This is a genomic window from Bacillus sp. FSL W8-0223 (assembly GCF_038006805.1).
In the GTDB taxonomy this organism is placed as follows: domain Bacteria; phylum Bacillota; class Bacilli; order Bacillales; family DSM-4216; genus Bacillus_O; species Bacillus_O smithii.
On sequence record NZ_JBBOVX010000001.1, the window covers coordinates 2,199,732 to 2,217,257 of the forward strand.

The window sequence follows — 17,526 nt, forward strand, 5'->3', positions numbered from 1 at the left end:
TCATTTTCCTTTTTTGATGACTGTCGTCTTTTTTTCATTCATTGCACGGGAACGAGCAATGTGAACGAGATTCGATCTTTAGGAAGATTAAATTCATTTACCCGTATGCTGACATTGTTCTTCAGATTCATTCTTTTTGTGGAGACATAAATCATTTTTTGGTTAGGGAATATCCGTACCCAATCCGGAAAATGATATGATTCTTGGGCAATTTTCAGTACATAGGAAGGCGGCAAATGTAACTCGCCAAGCGACATTCCCTTTTGTTTTAATACGATATCTCCATTTTTCAACGCTTTCGGTTCAAACGTCATATTAAAATGAACCGATGTAGAAAAAAGGTCTAATTTTCCGGTTAATTCGACATCGTCCTTTAGATTCACATAATAATCAATGGGAGTGTCTCCTTTTTCTTTCGCAATATACGAGTTAATCACTTTATTCAGATCCTCTTTATTCGTTTCCAAGTGAAATGGAATCGTTTTGCCTACGTTTTTTTCCTTAGGAATTTCTCCTTGATCCACTGGCCAGAAAATAAGGCCGATGAAGACGATGATGATGAAAAGGACCAAGCCTAATAAAAGAAAAAAAGCTCTTTTCCACTTATTTGCACTCATTTACTGTTTCTCCTCTTTCTCTAACACTATTTTCCCATTTGTTAATTCTTCTAGCTTTCTCCCTTTGATAGTTTGATAGATCCGATTAGCCATCAATTGGTACCCTTGATCATTCGGATGAAAATGATCATTGAATAATAAATTTTCTTTTTGACGGTAAAAAATATCATCAATGCTAACAAAAACGGCGTGAGGAAATTTTTTTACCACTTGTTTGCTGGCTGCATTCCAATGATAAATCACTTGATTAATTTCCCTTATATCGGAAAACCATTCTAAAAATGGATTGTAAATACCGATAAGGACGATCCCTACATGAGGATTGTATTGACGTATTGTCTTGAAAATGGCAAACAGCCGCTGTTGATAAGGCTTTTCTTCTTGTAGAAACACGTTTGCGTTTAAATCCATGAAATGATCTCGAAGGATTTTCATTACATCATTTCCACCGATTGTAATGAATACCATATCCGCTTTTTCTATGGCTGATTTCATTTGCCTTGTCTTTAAGCGTTCGAGCAGCTGATCTGATCTCGTCCCTTTAATTCCATAATTTTGAAATTTAGCACTTTTTACCATTTTCAATTTTTCCAAGTCTTTTTTCAAATAGGGAATATAACCACCTTTATTCGTACTGTCACCTACCCCTTGGGTTAAGGAATCCCCAATGGCAACCACCTTCAAATCTTTAGGTACCACTTTTTCGGTTTGTGACTGAACCGTTTTTTCGGATCCTCCTATATAGGAACAACCGGCTACCGGAAAAAGCAAAAGAAAAGCGAAGAAAATATAGGCTGCCGATTTCACTGAATGGTCTCACCTCGCTGCAGATAAAATCTTAGCTGTGGGTTCCACTATGAAAATAACATATTATGATGTTCATAACGGAAAAGTTTCACTTTATTATAACACGATAAAAAGTTTCCTAAATAAGATTTCCGTACCATTTCGGGTATTAACTCCAAATCGATGCAGCCAAACCACCTTTTCAACCAAAACACTCCCTTCGTTTCAAACCGAAGAATGAACAATTCAAAACATTTCCTCATTTTCCAAAACTCATCCGGAAACGTCGGAAAAGGCTCTGCGTCATTACGATTGCAACGACTGTGCCGTACACAATCACCATGTTGATTGATGATTCTGTTAAAAGCAGCCCCTTGCGTTTCATAGAAAGGACATTACCAAATGGCCAAAATAATGTCGTATACTTCATAGGATGAATAAGGAAAGGAAATGGTGAAATAATTCATACCATATATCTATCCATACAGACAAAATCGAGTAGGAGGGAGCGATTAACTCCCGTCCTCTCACACCACCGTACGTACGGTTCCGTATACGGCGGTTCAATTAAGATAATTGACGCAAGTCTTTATAACTTCCGTGAATAGCTGTTCTCTTTATGCCAGTGGTCACTCCACCCTCCAAGAGGTCTCCCACGGGATTCACCGCTTCCTCCCTCAAGTGAGGTACTACGTTTTCTGTGTTCATCATGACTCACTGAATACCAAGGGCTATTCTCTCTTAATTGTTCGGTCCTTCTTAGTTGTTCTAGACCAACTAATACTATGACCTCTGCTGACTTCTGACGGTTCAGCTACTTATCACTAAGTAGGTTATGAAGAGTACTTCACATATCCGCCAGACCTCCCCGGGTAAGTACATGCACTTTCACACCATCTATCCGCCTCATTTACTCGATATGACCTTCGACAGAAAGAGCTTTGTTTTGTTATGCAAACTCACTCAATCATACCTAGCCTTATATGAGGTTCGTGTTCCTCGGACCGGTGTTTTGCCTCCAGCTTCCTTCAGATTCCGCGTCACCACGGACACCCTTGCTCTTGGCTAACCTCTACTTCTGTCTTCGGGGTTCGGGACTTACACCCTATAGTTCATGTACATGCCGGGCGCACATACAAAAAAGAGTGCATGGCTTCCTGCACTCTTTGTAGATTCATTTGCACAAAACGTGGAATCATATCCGCAAATGTCTTTTGATTTTGTATAATTGAAAAATAGGATTATGCATTGTTTTTCAGGATACTGGATCCGTATAGTTGTTCATAATCCGGCCATCTTAAAACTTTTTTCAAGTAATCGCGAAACGAATAGAACGGCCGTGGATTCTGAGCATAGTAGATTCTGGTCATCATGGTCTCTAAACGAATTCTTACGCCAACATAGAAAGGGTTATCCTCCTCCAATACAGGAATTTCACTGATTTTTACCCTTTGGCCTTTCTTTGTCTGAAACTCAATCGCTTTGAGTATCAAAATATCATCCTCTTTTAACCCGTTTATTTTTATTATACTCCATTTTGAGCTTAAAAGAATGCATAATGACCTAAAAAATTTCTTTTTAAAAAAATTTGGAAAAAAGACCTCCATGTTCTTTATCGAAGGAAAAGCAGCAGCCATCTGTTTACGCCAAAATCGTGCGGTCGTTGAGCAACTTTTCGCCTTTTATCTTCTGGAATTCTTCCAACAGTTTTTCGACCGTTAATGTCCTTTTTTCTTTTTCATCGGCTTCAAAAATAATTTGTCCCTTGTCCATCATAATTAAGCGATTGCCGAGATCGATAGCTTGCTGCATATTATGCGTCACCATGAGAGTCGTCAAATGGAACGTTTCGACGATCCTTTTCGTTAGGTGGGTGATCAGTTCCGCTCTAGATGGATCAAGGGCTGCAGTATGTTCATCGAGCAATAAAATTTCGGGTTCCGTAAATGTAGCCATTAACAAAGACAAGGCTTGCCGTTCCCCACCTGATAAAAGCCCCACCTTTGCTTGCAGCCGATTTTCCAATCCCAATTCCAGCATTTGCAATTTTTCTTTAAACAGTTCTTTTCTTTTTTTAGTCACTCCGATCGATAATGTACGTCTTTTCGTACGATTGTAAGCAATAGCGAGGTTTTCTTCAATGGTCATGGACGGAGAAGTACCCGCCATAGGATCTTGAAACACTCTTCCGATTTTCCTTGCCCGCTTATGTTCAGGAACGTTGGTGACATCAACTCCGTTTAAACGTACAATCCCCAAATCAGGAGCTAACTTTCCGGATATGATATTCATTAAAGTAGATTTTCCCGCTCCATTGCTGCCGATCACGGTGACAAAATCCCCTTTTTTCAATTGTAGATCAAGGTGATGTATCGCTACTTTTTCATCAGGAGTTCCTTCATAGAAAACTTTATAGATTTGATTTAATTCCAGCATCTGTTTCACCTCGATCCGTTGCTGCACGTATCCTCATCAAAACCCGCTGCTTCTTCATTTGATGTCTTCGATACTTTTCAATCAATTGTGGAACGATTAACGCTAGAACTACGATTGCAGCTGTAATCAGCTTCATATCCCCCGTATCGAAAAATTGAATGCGAAGTGCCAGCCCAATAATGATTCGGTAAATAATCGCACCAACGATAACCGCCGCAGTGGCTCGAATAATAGTTTTGTCGCCGATGATCGCTTCGCCAATAATGACTGACGCCAAGCCTATGACGATCATCCCGATTCCCATGCCAATATCGTTAAAACCGTTGTATTGAGCGATCAATGCTCCCGAAAAAGCAACAAATGCGTTGGAAAGACCAAGTCCTAACACTTTCAACCAATCAGTGTTCGCCGAGAACGTTTTGATCATATTTTCGTTGTCTCCTACAGCACGAATGCTTAAACCAATTTCGGTTCGCATAAACCAATCGATCAATTTTTTCATACAGTAAGCCAGCACTAGCATAATGATGAATATACCCCACGTTTTCGGAACATATGCGCCAAGACCCGCCAACTCCAGCCAATGGTTGATCGCTTGGTCGATTCCTAGATGATTCCACCACTTGGAAATGATCGTGATGACCGTATCTTCAGCCAGTAAAGGAACATTTGGCTTTCCCATGATGCGAAGGTTAACGGAATAAAGAGCCGTCATCATTAAAATCCCGGAAAGCAGCGGATTGATCTTTCCTTTTGTGTGCAAGAGGCCTGTTATACATCCAGCTAAAAAGCCGGCAAGAAATGCACAACCTGTTGCTATAAAGGGGTTTATTCCGGAAACGATCATAACGGAAGCCACTGCACCTCCAGTCACGAAGCTTCCGTCAACCGTTAAATCGGGAAAGTCTAATATGCGAAAAGAAATGTACACTCCCAATGCCATAATGGCGTAAATGACGCCTGCCTCTACAGACCCAAACAAAGAAGTAAACATGCTCATCCCTCCAAGAAGCAGTCAAACAAACTGCTCTGTTCACCCTTACCGCTCATCAAACATTATTGAATCAATTCCGCTTCTTTTTTCCACTCGTCTTTGATGGGAATATTCATGGATTTCGCCGCCTTTTCATTGATGACTAATTTCAGCTTTGACGGTGGTTCAACGGATATATCACCCGGTTTCTTTTCCCCTTTTAAAATTTGTGCGGCCTTTTTTCCTGCCTCATAGCCTATATCATAATATTCAAAACCATAAGCAGCGAAACCTCCTCGTTTAACAGAATCCAGTTCACCTACAAATAGCGGAATATCGTGGTCATCCGCTACTTTGATGACGGATTCTAATGCTGAAACAACGGTATTATCCGTGAATATATAGAGCAAATCCGCTTTGCCGACCAGCGATTCCGCCGCTTGCTTCACTTCAGAAGAAGTCGAAACCGTAACGGGAACTATTTCTAATTTGTATTTTTTGGCTGCTTTTTTTACTTGATTGATTTGCGCCACTGAATTCGGCTCTCCGGCATTGTAAATGACTCCCACTTTTTTTCCTTTAAACTGTTCCGCCATAAATTGAACCGTTTTCGGTATCGCTTCAGGATGCATATCCGTTGTACCTGTTATATTGCCTCCCGGTTTTTCCATCGATTTGACTAATCCGCTGCCGACGGGATCAGATACCGACGTGAAAACGATTGGAATCTCTTTTGTCGCATTTAGGGCGCCTAATGCGCTAGGAGTTGAGTTGGCAAAAATTAAATCAACGCCCTCGCTCGCAAAATTGTTGGCAATCGTCTGGTTGTTATTTTGGTCTCCCTGCGCAATCTGAACATCATATTTTGCCGAAATCCCCTCATCTTTCAGTGCTTTCTTGAATCCTTTAAACGCATTGTTTAAAGAAGGATGCTCCACAATTTGCGTAACACCGATCGAATACGTTTTCTCTTGTTTGGACCCGCTTTTTCCGCTACTTGTTTCTTTGCTGCCGCATCCACTTAAAAGCAGGGTACTGACTAGACCTGCAGCTAGAATCCCTTTCCACTTCCTTTTCACAAAAATTCCCCCATTCTTTTTTGCTCAAACGCTGTTATGTATTAAAATTATGAAGTACAATATTCACAAAATCAAGTATTTTAAAAATTTTATAAAAATAATGATTTTTTTGATCGATTTTTTAGAAATTAAAAAAGCAGCGGAAGAAACCGCTGCAAATCGTTTAAGATCGGCTAAAAAGAAGGAATTCATAATCATATGGATTTTGTTCGTCTTTTATTCCTTTTTTCTTTTCCTCAATCCGCCACTCGCTCCAGTTCACTTCCGGAAAATACGTATCGCCAGCAATATGGTGATGGATTTTTGTTATATACATTCGTTTTGCATGAGGAAGGAAGATACGAAAAATTTCGGCTCCTCCAATAATAAAAATTTCTCCGTACTGATCGTTCATCGCCAGCACTTCTTCCGGAGAATGTACAATCGTGCAGTTGTCCGCCCGAAAACTGCGGTTTTTGGTCAGCACCACATTTTTTCGCCCGGGCAGCGGCTTACCAATCGATTCAAACGTCTTTCGCCCCATCACAATCACATGTCCCATCGTCGTCCGCTTAAAAAACTTCAAATCCTCAGGCAATCGCCAAGGCAATCGGTTGTCATTGCCAATGACGCCGTTTTCATCCATCGCTACAATTAACGAAATCATACGCTCACAACACCCGGAATATGTGGATGTGGATCATATCCTTCCAATCGAAAATCTTCATATTGGAAATCAAAAATATTTTTCACTTCCGGATTTAGGATCATTTTCGGCAGCGGACGCGGCTCGCGTGTTAATTGCAGCTTAACTTGTTCAAGATGGTTTAAATAAATATGAACGTCTCCAAAAGTATGAATGAACTCGCCTGGTTTTAAGCCGCAAACATGAGCGATCATCATCGTTAAAAGAGCGTAAGAAGCAATATTAAACGGAACACCAAGAAAAACATCTGCCGACCGTTGGTATAATTGACACGATAATTTACCGTCGGCCACGTAAAACTGAAATAAAGCATGGCATGGAGGCAAGGCCATTTTCTCAATTTCTGCTGCGTTCCAAGCACTAACGATCAATCGTCTCGAATTAGGGTTTGTTTTAATTTGCTCGATCACTTGAGAAATTTGATCCACTGTTTGGCCATCCGCACCCCTCCAAGAACGCCATTGATAACCGTAGATCGGTCCAAGGTCGCCATTTTCATCGGCCCACTCATTCCAAATCCTTACGCCATGCTCCTGCAAATAGCGAACATTCGTATCTCCCCGCAAAAACCAAAGCAATTCATAAATAATGGACTTTAAATGAAGCTTTTTCGTTGTCAAGAGAGGAAAACCATCTTCCAGAGAAATTCTCATCTGATAGCCAAATGTACTAATGGTACCTGTGCCTGTCCGGTCATCTTTCTTTATTCCATTGTTTAAAACATGTTCAATTAACTCTAAATATTGTTTCAAGAACTCCACCTCGATTCTTCCTGTTGCAATTTGATTGTACCAAAAGCGAGTCTAATCAGAAAATACTTTTCATATAATATCACAGAGAGTCTGTCTTAGATAGCGAAAGTGTTTTTTCTTTTTTTCTCCGTCCCTAATAAAAAAAATCCCCACACAGTGGGGAGACAAATGAATGTGCTATTTAATTTTTTATCCAATTTTTCAAAACCATGTTGATCAAACAGATATATCAGCAACATAAAAATGGCTTTTTTCCATATCTACGAAATATTGATAGGTTTCTGGTGCATGTTGGCGCAAGTAAGCCTTTGTTTGGCTGTTTAAATAATACATAGCAAACGTTTCTGCAAAATATTCTTCCTGATAATCGATAAAATAAGATTGATGCGGAAAAAGAACAGGGGCTTCTTTTTTCCAGATAGCATGGAAACGCAGGTCGCCGAAAGGATCGTTGTAAATATAGCGATCAACCGAATGCCCGAGTTCATGAAGTTCCAAACTAACAGAACCGTGCCCTTTTCCTTTTTCGCTGCATCCAATTTTGGCGAGCACCCACTTCGATCCCCCTATTCCAGGGACATTATCCCATTTCACGTTGTGATTTGCATATCCGCGGGGACTCTCTCCTTTTAAATAGGAAGCAGTAGGAATATCAGTTAATTTCCCATTAAAAAGATAAATCTTGATTCCTGCTTGATCTATTTTTTTTAATAGAGTCGGAGGAAGATGATCCAAGTGTCGGATCATTTTCTCCGCATCTATGGGCTGTCCGATTTTTTCAGGAAGTACGACAATATCTCCCAATGTCTGTTTCGAACGAAGGCTAATATTGTTTACTAGATGAGAATTTTTTAGAAACATGCCTGTAATAGAGGCATTTGTATGCGGGTGAAGCGGCCACACAGACAGTAGCAAAAAGAGTAGAGAAATGATCAAGATACGTTTCATGGCCATCGCCCTCCCCTATTAAACTACATTCATTGTATCATAGAATAAGAGAGCGAAGAGCAAGCCAACTTCTTGAACCTTTTCCATATTATGATGATTTCCCCTATTCTTTTCTAGTTCACCGCGCGTCCATCACCTAATCTTCATCTTTGACATCCAAGTCTTCCGGAATCGGTTCATTGTACCATTCTTCCAACTGTTTTTTTAATTTTTCCATTTGTTCTAAATGAGTATTGAATTGATCTTTATAAATTAAATACTGTTCTCCGTCAAAAACAGCGCGGATTTTATTATGAAGTATCAAGCTTTCAATATACTTTTCCGGCAATGATAAATAATCCGCTGTTTCTTTTATCGTTAAATACATCCTTTCGCCTCTTTCTATCAATCTCTCTAATGCACCCATTCTGTACCACACTGACAAAAGGGTATTTCGTTCCATCATTTCTTTCTTAATATATGGGTTGCAAAGGTCAATATAAAACATAGGAGTATAAATGCGAAGAAATAAACATGCTCAATTTCAATATGGAAAACACTTAAGAGCATTTTTATGGATATAAAAACAATGATGACGTAAGCGGTAGTTTCCAGTTCTGGAATACGATCAATGAGCCGCAAAAACAACCCGGCGACTCCTCTCATCATCAGAACTCCCAACATTCCGCCAATCAACAGGACCCATACTTTTTCACTGATTCCGAAAGCTGCCAAGATGCTGTCAACAGAAAAAGCCGCATCCATCATCTCCACGGCCGCTACTGTACCCCAAAATGGCCCGAACAACTTGATTAATAAGCCATTTTTCTTGATCCCGGTAACCTCTTGATCCACTTTTTCGCCCATACTCTTATCGACAAAGTAATGGATAGACAACCAGGCAAGATAAAGTGCTCCAAGTACTTTAATCCACCATAGCTTAATTAAATAAACACCGATCCCAATGGCAATAAATCTTAAAAGATATGCACCAATCAGTCCGTAAAACAGCGCTTTTCTTCTTTGGGCACCGGGAAGATGGCGAACCATCACCGCTAATACTAAAGCGTTGTCGGAAGAGAGAAGCCCCTCTAAAACAACGAGAGTACCGATCAGTCCCCAGCTTACGGGATCCGTTAACACTTCCATCCACATGTCCCATTCAAAAAATTGTGCATAAGTCTTTGTGATGTCTTGAATTATCTCTGACATGAAGAGCCTCCTGTAATAAACAATGATGGGTTAGGATGTTTTCATCCCTATCATCTATTGCGTTCATTTGATTTTTCCGTAATAAAAAAATTCACTCACCTATATTCTAATCGGAAAAGACAAATATCCTGAAAGGTTAGTAAGTGAAAAAGGATGCCTATTCGACATCCTTTCTCCATTAATCGCAAAACTGATGAAGGGCATTCGTTAAATTGGTAACGATGTCTTCAACCTCATGGTATTCGATATCTTCCCTCGGAATAAAGTGAACAACTTCTTTGCCTTTTAATATGGCCATGGACGGCGATGAAGGCTCATAGCCTGTAAAATATTCCCGCATTTTGGCCGTAGCTTCCCGATCTTGTCCAGCAAAAACCGTCACCAAATGATCCGGCTTTTTCTCTGATTCTGCGATCGCCTTAACGGCTGCAGGACGAGCAAGCCCCGCAGCGCAGCCGCACATAGAATTGACAAATACTAGTGTCGTTCCTTCTGCTTGGTCCATGAAATGAACGACTTCTTCCGGTGTGATCAACTCTTGAAAACCGGCGTCCACCAATTCCTGTCTCATCGGCTTCACTAATTGTTTCATATATTCTTCATAAGCATTCGTCATTTCTTTTCCTCCGATTTTTCATTTTTTCGGGCTTCGGTCATTTGTTTCCAAACAGAACCTTTTCCCTCTTGTCCACCTTCTATTCGTTCGATTGCCATTTTAATCTGCATTTGCACTTCAAACTCCGGATCATTTTCCGCCGCTTTTAATGCCGGAAGGGCCGTTTCATCTCCGACTTCATATAAATACATGGCGGCACGCCATCGGACGATTTTGCTTTTATCCTTCAGAGCTTCACACATTGCAGGGATTGCTTCTTTAAATCCAAGGTCGGATAAACAATCTCCTGCTGTTCGGCGAACGGCCACCACCGGATCTTTTAACGCTTTATACAAAAGCGGCAATACTTTTTTATCTTTGATCATGCCTACATAGACCACTGCAAGTCTGCGAATGGCTACTTTATCATCGTTCATCGCTTTTTCAAGCAAGGGCAAATCGTCCAATGTAGGATCTTCCATTCGTTCCAACAGCTGATACCGCTTCCGCCAGTCCGATTCATCCAACATCTCGGGTGTCAACTTGACCCGTTCTGGCTTATACTCACTTTGACGTTCTCCTTGTCGGGCGCGATCAACGAGCGCATCCAGCCTTTCCCGGGTGTAAAGTGCGGTGATTTCTTCTATCATACTTTTTCCAATTTCATCCATATCCCCATACCGAACACCGTAATCTTTCCAAGTACGCTGCAGAACAAAATTGTCGCCATCTTGCTGAGCAGCTTCAAAAGCTTTAAGGAATTCCTGAGGCAGTCCAAATCGTTTTTCTTCTTGACCGTCATTTAATTTAATCTGCAATGGAATACCTTTAAACATTTGAACCGATACTTTTACTTCCCCAAAATGTTCATTGGCCGTTCTCTTTTCGGGCTTGGTTTCCACTTCTTCGCCAAATACGCGTCGTACTTTCGGCAAAATTTCTTGCCAATCATATTTTCCATTTCGTTCCACTGCCAAGAAATCTGCCACGTGATAAACGCCTTTTACCCCATCTATCTTTAATATGTCAGCGATGACTGGGGGCGCATCACTACTTTGCTCTTTCTTGTAATTATGGCTTTTCCCCGAGGGAAGTTCCTCATCCAATATAATTTTCATTGTATTAGGGCTAGGCGTAGGTTCTATTGCCACAATTTTCAAGTTTCTTCCTCCCCTCATCGAACCGGAAAATTCGTAACAATGCCATTGTATCATAAACGAGAGACAACCAATGAATGATTTGTCTATTAGGCTAATTCCGAAAGATAGCTCCACCGTTCAATCAAAAATTCGAGCTGTTCGTTTAATTGATTTAGTTCCTCCATGATCGACTGTGCCTTTTCAAAATCGCTTCCGGTTGTTTCTAGTTGTTGTTGCAACTCTTTGATCTTGTTTTCTGTATCCTCAATTTTGTCTTCAATTTCCTCCCATTCTTTTTTTTCTAAATACGTCATTCTTTTCTTTTCGGATTTTGCTGCTTTAGGTTTACGTTCCTCTTTCAACGGTGGAGAAGGTTTTTTCGCTGCCTCCTGCTCGTTCAAATAGTCACTGTAAGATCCGTAATAGTGACGTATGTTCCCCTCTCCTTCAAAAACGAGCAGCTCTTTGGCCGTTTTATCCAAAAAATAGCGATCATGGGAGACCGTTATGACCACGCCGGGAAAATCCTCCAAATAATCTTCCAACACCGTTAAAGTTTCCGTATCAAGATCATTCGTTGGTTCGTCTAAAAACAGCACATTGGGCTGTGACATTAACAGTTTTAATAAATAAAGCCGCCGCTTCTCGCCTCCGGACAGCTTTCGAATCGGCGTTCCATGCGTGTTCATCGGAAAAAGAAATCTTTCCAGCATTTGGGCGGCTGAAATGCGTTCACCGCTTTTTGTTTCAATCACTTCTGCTTCTTCTCGAACATAAGCGATGATCCGCTTATTTTCATCCATGTCGGTACGCTCTTGTGTGTAAAAAGCGATTTTAACGGTTGATCCAGTCACCAATTCTCCTTCATCCAAAGGAATTTTCCCAGCCAAAATATTTAAGAAGGTAGATTTGCCGCTCCCGTTTCGTCCGACAATCCCGATGCGGTCATGCGGCTTCACAATCCAATCAAAATTTTTCAATATGACCTTGTCGCCGAAAGCTTTAGAAGCATGTTTTAATTCAAACACTTGTTTCCCGAGGCGGCTTCCTTTCAATTGAATATCGAGCTGCTCTTTTTTGACGCGATTTTCCACTTTTTCTTCGAGCTTTTCAAAGCGTTCAATCCGTGCCTTTTGTTTTGTGGATCGTGCTTTAGCCCCTCGTTTTATCCACGCCAATTCTCTTCTGTACAAATTGCGGCGTTTTTTCTCCAGAGATTCTTCCTGTTCTTCACGCACCGCTTTCGCTTCCAGATAATCTTGGTAATTTCCTTTATAAAGAAAAATGTTTCCGTTTGCCAATTCAAACATTCGATTGGCAGTCGCATCGAGAAAATAGCGATCATGTGTAACAAAGAAAACAGATTTCGGATATTTGTTCAAAAAATCTTGAAGCCATTGAATCGTTTCAAAATCAAGATGGTTCGTTGGTTCGTCCAAGATCAGCAAATCAGGTGTTTCAATCAATACTTGCGCCAGGGCAACCCGTTTCTTTTGCCCTCCGGACAAAGTAGCAATTTTTTGATCAAAATGATCGATCCCCAACTTCGTTAAAATCGTTTTGGCATTCATGTTTGCTTCCCAAGCGTTCAGTGCATCCATCTTTTTTTGTAGTTCAAACAATTTTTCCGTTAATTCCATCTTTTGCGGATATTTTTCTAGCAGCGACACGGTTGCTTCATATTCTTTTAAGAGACGGATCACCTCGGCTTCACTTTGGAAAATTTGATCTAAAACGGTTCGATCTCCTATTAGTTCCGGTTCTTGAGGAAGATACGCAATAGAATAATCATTCGGTGCGGATATCTCCCCTTCATCCGCAACGTCCTTTCCTGCGACAATTTTCAATAACGTCGATTTTCCTGTGCCGTTCACCCCGATTAACCCGATCCGTTCTTTTTCACCGATGGTAAATGAAATATCTTGAAACAATACTTTATCCCCATATGATTTAGACAAATGTTCAACGGATAAAATTTTCATATTCAACGTACAGGAGCCCTCCACAGCGAAAGGGGAGGGTTGGCAGAAGCGTTCGCCAAATTTTCTCCTATACTTCCTCCTTTCATCTGAACGTAACGATAGCCTTTAAGAAAATGATTCTATCGTTTGCGACAATCCCCAATTTGGCGGCGAGGAATGCTCCGGCCTGTAAACAGAAACCATTTATATGAAACGTAAAAAACAAACATTTTTGCCGCTATTCTTTGAAATGACAGAATCCTTTCACGGAAAAGAACGATTATACATGCAGTAATCCGTCCGGTTGAACGACTTTCTTGATGAATAAACACGAGTGAATGATTCTCAATGGACATTTTAATCAAATTTCGAAATCCAAAAGGAATCCATTGTCGTGATATCAATCTTGAAGAGTCGCAACAAAAAATTCGATCAGTTGTTGCAAATCGTCCATCATGTCTTCCGTAATTAATCGTTCAAAACGGACCACTAATTCACACGATTTTCCCGACAAAGAAGAATCAATGTTTCTTGTTTCGAACATTCTTGGTTGTCCCCATGCTGCTTTCCATTTACGGATTCTTTCTTTCGTCACGTCTTGCTCACTTCCGGAATAAACCACTTCAAGGAATGCTCCGCGTTGTTCGGCAGCCCCGTTGGCAAGCAATTCAGCGGACAACTGTTCCAAACGGGCATAAAGTCGGAAGGTGGCAAGAATATTCGAGCGCTCCTTTAATGAAAAGGAAAGCGAATATTTTCTCGAAAGCCGAGCTAAGTCTATAATATCATTTCTCTCTTTTATGGAGATGACTCCATTTAAATCCAAATCATAGAACAATCCTTCCGCCACTACTTTCATATTGTCAAAAGCCGTTGGATCAAACATGCCCTCACCTCTTTTTCACGCAAACAGTAAAAGAAAGAACCCAATAGGCTCTTTCTGTTAAAATAAACCGATCGCTCTTCCTTGTTCATCGACATCCATTTGATTGGCAGCAGGATGTTTGGGAAGGCCGGGCATGGTCAACACGTCTCCTGTCAGCGCGACGATAAAACCAGCACCTAATTTTGGCAGCAGCTCCCGTACGTGGATGACAAAGTCTCTTGGACGACCTAATTTTTCAGGATCATCCGATAAAGAGTATTGAGTTTTAGCCATGCAAATCGGCAAACCACTCCAACCATTCTCTTCAAACTCTTTCAATTGTTTGCGAGCTTTTGCCGAAAACTCAACCCCTTTTCCGCCATAAATCGATTGAACAATGGCCAAGATTTTTTCTTCCAAGCTTTGTTCAAGGGAGTACAGAGGACGGAAAGAATGATTGGACTGCTCGATCACTTTTAACACTTTTTCCGCCAAATCCAAGCCTCCTTTTCCGCCTTTTTCCCACACTTCCGTTAAGGCCACAGGGATTTGTTTTTCGGCACACCATTGAAAAAGTTCATTGATTTCGTTTTCCGTATCCGTTATAAACCGATTCACCGCTACGACAAGAGGCAGGTCAAATTGCTGGATGGATTCAATATGTTTTTGCAAATTCGCGATGCCTTTTCTTAAAGCGGACAGGTTTTCTTGATTTAATTCGCTTTTTCCTTGTCCGCCGTGCATTTTCAAGGCACGGATTGTCGCGACAATCACGACGGCATCCGGTTGAAATCCGGCAGCGCGCGTTTTGATATTGAGAAATTTTTCAGCTCCCAAATCAGCACCAAATCCTGCTTCTGTCACGACCACGTCCGCAAGTTTCAACGCAGCTTTTGTGGCCATTACACTATTGCAGCCGTGGGCAATATTGGCGAAAGGACCGCCATGAACCAGCGCAGGTGTATGCTCGATCGTTTGGACTAAGTTCGGCTTCAGAGCATCTTTTAACAATAGGGTAAGGGCCCCTTCAGCCCCAAGATCGCCAGCGGTTACGGGCTCTTTATCGTAATTGTAGGCGACTACCATTTGCGACAGCCTTCTTTTTAAATCCTGTAAATCGGTCGCGAGACAAAGGACCGCCATGATTTCAGAAGCAACGGTAATGTCAAAGCCATCTTCGCGCGGCACTCCCTGTGAAGGACCGCCTAATCCAACCACGATTTTTCTTAGCGCACGGTCGTTCAAATCCAATGATCGTTTCCAAACAATCCGTCTTGGGTCGATTCTCAACTCATTTCCTTGATGAATATGATTATCTAATAGAGCGGCCAAGGCATTATTCGCTGTCGTAATGGCATGGATGTCCCCGGTAAAATGCAAGTTAATATCTTCCATTGGCATGACTTGGGCATATCCCCCGCCTGCCGCTCCACCTTTTATTCCCATCGTCGGACCTAGCGAAGGTTCCCTCAACGCAATCATCGTTTTCTTGCCTAATTGCGAGAGAGCGTCTCCCAAGCCAACAGTGACCGTCGATTTCCCTTCACCCGCAGGAGTCGGATTAATGGAAGTAACGAGAATCAGTTTTCCGTTTGGTTTTGTATTCAATCGCTTTAACGTTTCATAGGACAACTTCGCTTTATATTTCCCATAAAATTCTAAATCTTCTTCTTCCAAACCAATCGATTTCGCGACTTCTTTTATCGGCTTGAGCTCCGCCTCTTGGGCGATCTCGATATCGGTCTTTACTTTCGTATGTATACCCATTTTTCTTTCCCCCATTGTGAATGAAAGTCTGTCATTTCAAAGGCCTTTGGCAAAGGTGCTCAATTCACCTTCTGCAGCAAAAAGACAGTCATAAAAGAAATCGCCTGTTTTAATGGGTCGGGGAGAGTGGATAATATGGTTCTGTCCGTTTCCCTTTTCGGAACATGGAGTTCCTTTAATGTTATAAAACCATGCTCAGATGCTAATTTGCTAAATTCCCATGGCATCATTGTATTCATCATCACTTTTTCCCCCAACAATCTAGGGTATGCATTTTCCCTCGGACCGGCGGTTGGGCCCAAAATCCCTATACAGGCGATTCCTTTCGGTATTAAAATCCTTCCTATTTCACGTATTACGTCCAAAGGAGACTCCGTCCATTCAATAGAATTGATCGCCAGCACCCCGTCCTGTGAGTGATCGGGAATCGGCACATTTGAAAGATCTCCAACTAAAAATCGGACGTTCGGATGCTGATAAGACTTTGCGATGCTGATCATTTGTTCAGAAAGATCAATACCCGTCACCAGATAACCGGCTTCAGCCAATTTTAATGCGGCATAACCGTCGCCACACCCTAAATCGCAAATCTTTTTTCCAATTGGCAAAGCGCTTTGTAAAAATGGCAATATTTCTTTTCGGCTGCCTTTTTCCCACATATTCTTACTTCTAGCATGCCAATTTTGCGCATTCTGATTCCATTGATCCTTCGCATAGTCCGTCCACTCGTTTGATTTCAAAAGAACCACCGCCTGTTTTTACCATAATCATAATCGAACGGTGTATTCGAAACAATAAAAATTTATTAGTAAAAATCCGTTTCCAAGGACATGATAGACAATAGATTCTACAAAGAAAGAGGGGTAACAATGGAATATATTGTTGCTGTCCAAAGAAACTCTACAGGAGGCATAATTAGTGTTCAGACCTCCAAAGGAAGGATCATTTCCTACCAAAAAGCCTTGATAGAAGCAGAAGCTGGGATGTTGGGCGGCACCGAAATCCAATGGAACAAAGACGGTAACCGAATTTTATTGAATAAAATGTCCGAGGACATCTACTTTTCTGATTTCCCTTCCATTTATTAAAGGACGGTTTTTCCTAATTTTTCTTATGTTGAAACCGATAGGTGCTGCATAAAAAAACTTCCCGGGTCCATACTCAGGAAGCGCTTTACATTTCTTCTTCATTTTTCATCTGAATCATGCGAAGCGATTCAATCCGTTCGGGAGTTTCTTCAAAAAATTGCAGCAAATCGGCAATGCGGTTAATGGAGTCCCAACTCAAATGGTGCTCAATTCCTTCCACATCGTTATAAATATTCTCTTCTTTTACACCAATCGTTCTTAAAAACGATTCCAACAGATCATGACGATCGACAAGCCTCTTCCCGATTTTTTTCCCTTTTGGAGTAAGGACAAGACCTCGATATTTCTCATATACCAAATATTCATCTTTATCTAACTTCTGAACCATTTTGGTCACAGAAGATGGGTGCACAGACAAAGCTTCGGCGATATCCGAAACCCTTGCATACCCTTTATTTTCAATTAACAAGTAAATTTGTTCTATGTAATCCTCCATGCTCGGCGTTGGCATGTTCTACCTCCAATTCTTCCGATAAGGAAAGTGTACTACCAATTGAATATTATCATAAGAATGAACAAAAATAAAAATATATCATTGAATTCTTTCTTTGAGAAGAGAAATTTTTCTAAAAGGCCTGTTCTTA

Annotated in this window: 19 protein-coding genes; 1 reads left to right on the forward strand and 18 read right to left on the reverse strand. The window is 41.1% G+C overall.

All coding sequences use genetic code 11. The features are described 5' to 3' along the window. Nucleotides 1–38: 38 nt before the first annotated feature. From NST81_RS10640 to NST81_RS10720, 17 genes are all read right to left on the reverse strand, one after another. Complete coding sequence (locus NST81_RS10640) at nucleotides 39–617, reverse strand: YpmS family protein (protein ID WP_003354938.1); 579 nt, start codon at nucleotides 615–617, stop codon at nucleotides 39–41. Further along, nucleotides 618–1,424, reverse strand: coding sequence for an SGNH/GDSL hydrolase family protein (locus NST81_RS10645; protein ID WP_003354936.1), 807 nt, complete (start codon nucleotides 1,422–1,424; stop codon nucleotides 618–620). A 1,220-nt stretch (nucleotides 1,425–2,644) separates the two neighbouring features. Continuing rightward, entirely contained in the window at nucleotides 2,645–2,896 is a 252-nt protein-coding gene (locus NST81_RS10650) for a DUF2535 family protein (protein WP_003354935.1), read from the reverse strand. Nucleotides 2,897–3,044: 148 nt separating this feature from the next. Continuing rightward, a complete protein-coding gene (locus NST81_RS10655; protein WP_003354934.1) occupies nucleotides 3,045–3,839 on the reverse strand; it encodes an ABC transporter ATP-binding protein in 795 nt (264 codons plus the stop codon). Beyond that, on the reverse strand, nucleotides 3,814–4,833 hold the full coding sequence (locus NST81_RS10660; protein ID WP_048623519.1) for an ABC transporter permease: 1,020 nt from the start codon (nucleotides 4,831–4,833) through the stop codon (nucleotides 3,814–3,816). Before NST81_RS10660 ends, NST81_RS10655 begins: the two co-directional genes overlap by 26 nt. Nucleotides 4,834–4,895: 62 nt before the next feature. Then, complete coding sequence (locus tag NST81_RS10665; RefSeq protein WP_341029838.1) at nucleotides 4,896–5,891, reverse strand: ABC transporter substrate-binding protein; 996 nt, start codon at nucleotides 5,889–5,891, stop codon at nucleotides 4,896–4,898. Nucleotides 5,892–6,054: 163 nt separating this feature from the next. Then, complete coding sequence (locus NST81_RS10670; protein ID WP_341029839.1) at nucleotides 6,055–6,537, reverse strand: dihydrofolate reductase; 483 nt, start codon at nucleotides 6,535–6,537, stop codon at nucleotides 6,055–6,057. Then, entirely contained in the window at nucleotides 6,534–7,328 is a 795-nt protein-coding gene (locus tag NST81_RS10675) for a thymidylate synthase (protein ID WP_048624472.1), read from the reverse strand. Before NST81_RS10675 ends, NST81_RS10670 begins: the two co-directional genes overlap by 4 nt. A gap of 216 nt (nucleotides 7,329–7,544) precedes the next feature. Then, on the reverse strand, nucleotides 7,545–8,276 hold the full coding sequence (locus NST81_RS10680) for an anthrax toxin lethal factor-related metalloendopeptidase (RefSeq protein ID WP_048624473.1): 732 nt from the start codon (nucleotides 8,274–8,276) through the stop codon (nucleotides 7,545–7,547). Nucleotides 8,277–8,412: 136 nt separating this feature from the next. After that, the gene (locus NST81_RS10685; protein ID WP_003355060.1) at nucleotides 8,413–8,643 is read right to left on the reverse strand and encodes an excisionase family DNA-binding protein; all 231 of its coding nucleotides are present in this window, start codon (nucleotides 8,641–8,643) and stop codon (nucleotides 8,413–8,415) included. Nucleotides 8,644–8,717: 74 nt separating this feature from the next. Next, nucleotides 8,718–9,467: a TerC family protein gene (locus tag NST81_RS10690; protein WP_048623522.1), complete on the reverse strand. Its 750-nt coding sequence runs from the start codon at nucleotides 9,465–9,467 to the stop codon at nucleotides 8,718–8,720. Nucleotides 9,468–9,645: 178 nt separating this feature from the next. Continuing rightward, nucleotides 9,646–10,083 carry a BrxA/BrxB family bacilliredoxin gene (locus NST81_RS10695; RefSeq protein WP_003355062.1) on the reverse strand — a complete coding sequence of 146 codons (438 nt, stop codon included), beginning with the start codon at nucleotides 10,081–10,083 and terminating at the stop codon, nucleotides 9,646–9,648. Further along, nucleotides 10,080–11,222, reverse strand: a complete 1,143-nt coding sequence (locus NST81_RS10700; RefSeq protein WP_341029842.1) for a conserved virulence factor C family protein — start codon at nucleotides 11,220–11,222, stop codon at nucleotides 10,080–10,082. Before NST81_RS10700 ends, NST81_RS10695 begins: the two co-directional genes overlap by 4 nt. 86 nt (nucleotides 11,223–11,308) lie before the next feature. Further along, nucleotides 11,309–13,183, reverse strand: coding sequence for an ABC-F family ATP-binding cassette domain-containing protein (locus NST81_RS10705; protein ID WP_341030488.1), 1,875 nt, complete (start codon nucleotides 13,181–13,183; stop codon nucleotides 11,309–11,311). A 379-nt stretch (nucleotides 13,184–13,562) separates the two neighbouring features. After that, nucleotides 13,563–14,048, reverse strand: a complete 486-nt coding sequence (locus tag NST81_RS10710) for a hypothetical protein (protein ID WP_003355065.1) — start codon at nucleotides 14,046–14,048, stop codon at nucleotides 13,563–13,565. Nucleotides 14,049–14,105: 57 nt separating this feature from the next. Continuing rightward, nucleotides 14,106–15,794, reverse strand: coding sequence for a formate--tetrahydrofolate ligase (locus NST81_RS10715; protein ID WP_003355066.1), 1,689 nt, complete (start codon nucleotides 15,792–15,794; stop codon nucleotides 14,106–14,108). A gap of 59 nt (nucleotides 15,795–15,853) precedes the next feature. Then, on the reverse strand, nucleotides 15,854–16,534 hold the full coding sequence (locus NST81_RS10720) for a class I SAM-dependent methyltransferase (RefSeq protein ID WP_327805275.1): 681 nt from the start codon (nucleotides 16,532–16,534) through the stop codon (nucleotides 15,854–15,856). Nucleotides 16,535–16,663: 129 nt separating this feature from the next. On the opposite strand from NST81_RS10720, the gene NST81_RS10725 reads away from it, so the two are divergent. Further along, the gene (locus tag NST81_RS10725; protein WP_341029845.1) at nucleotides 16,664–16,882 is read left to right on the forward strand and encodes a DUF3892 domain-containing protein; all 219 of its coding nucleotides are present in this window, start codon (nucleotides 16,664–16,666) and stop codon (nucleotides 16,880–16,882) included. 85 nt (nucleotides 16,883–16,967) lie between these two features. Here NST81_RS10725 and mntR read toward each other — a convergent pair whose 3' ends face one another. Further along, nucleotides 16,968–17,393 carry a transcriptional regulator MntR gene (gene mntR / locus NST81_RS10730; protein WP_048623526.1) on the reverse strand — a complete coding sequence of 142 codons (426 nt, stop codon included), beginning with the start codon at nucleotides 17,391–17,393 and terminating at the stop codon, nucleotides 16,968–16,970. Nucleotides 17,394–17,526 lie beyond the last annotated feature (133 nt).

Excerpts from the sequence above, each read along its gene's own strand:
- NST81_RS10725 (WP_341029845.1), top strand. The coding sequence starts at position 16,664 with ATGGAATATATTGTTGCTGTCCAAAGAAACTCTACAGGAGGCATAATT.
- NST81_RS10705 (WP_341030488.1), bottom strand. The coding sequence starts at position 13,183 with ATGAAAATTTTATCCGTTGAACATTTGTCTAAATCATATGGGGATAAA.
- NST81_RS10695 (WP_003355062.1), bottom strand. The coding sequence starts at position 10,083 with ATGACGAATGCTTATGAAGAATATATGAAACAATTAGTGAAGCCGATG.
- NST81_RS10660 (WP_048623519.1), bottom strand. The coding sequence starts at position 4,833 with ATGTTTACTTCTTTGTTTGGGTCTGTAGAGGCAGGCGTCATTTACGCC.
- NST81_RS10640 (WP_003354938.1), bottom strand. The coding sequence starts at position 617 with ATGAGTGCAAATAAGTGGAAAAGAGCTTTTTTTCTTTTATTAGGCTTG.
- NST81_RS10690 (WP_048623522.1), bottom strand. The coding sequence starts at position 9,467 with ATGTCAGAGATAATTCAAGACATCACAAAGACTTATGCACAATTTTTT.
- NST81_RS10685 (WP_003355060.1), bottom strand. The coding sequence starts at position 8,643 with ATGTATTTAACGATAAAAGAAACAGCGGATTATTTATCATTGCCGGAA.
- NST81_RS10680 (WP_048624473.1), bottom strand. The coding sequence starts at position 8,276 with ATGAAACGTATCTTGATCATTTCTCTACTCTTTTTGCTACTGTCTGTG.
- NST81_RS10655 (WP_003354934.1), bottom strand. The coding sequence starts at position 3,839 with ATGCTGGAATTAAATCAAATCTATAAAGTTTTCTATGAAGGAACTCCT.
- NST81_RS10670 (WP_341029839.1), bottom strand. The coding sequence starts at position 6,537 with ATGATTTCGTTAATTGTAGCGATGGATGAAAACGGCGTCATTGGCAAT.
- NST81_RS10710 (WP_003355065.1), bottom strand. The coding sequence starts at position 14,048 with ATGTTTGATCCAACGGCTTTTGACAATATGAAAGTAGTGGCGGAAGGA.
- NST81_RS10715 (WP_003355066.1), bottom strand. The coding sequence starts at position 15,794 with ATGGGTATACATACGAAAGTAAAGACCGATATCGAGATCGCCCAAGAG.
- mntR (WP_048623526.1), bottom strand. The coding sequence starts at position 17,393 with ATGCCAACGCCGAGCATGGAGGATTACATAGAACAAATTTACTTGTTA.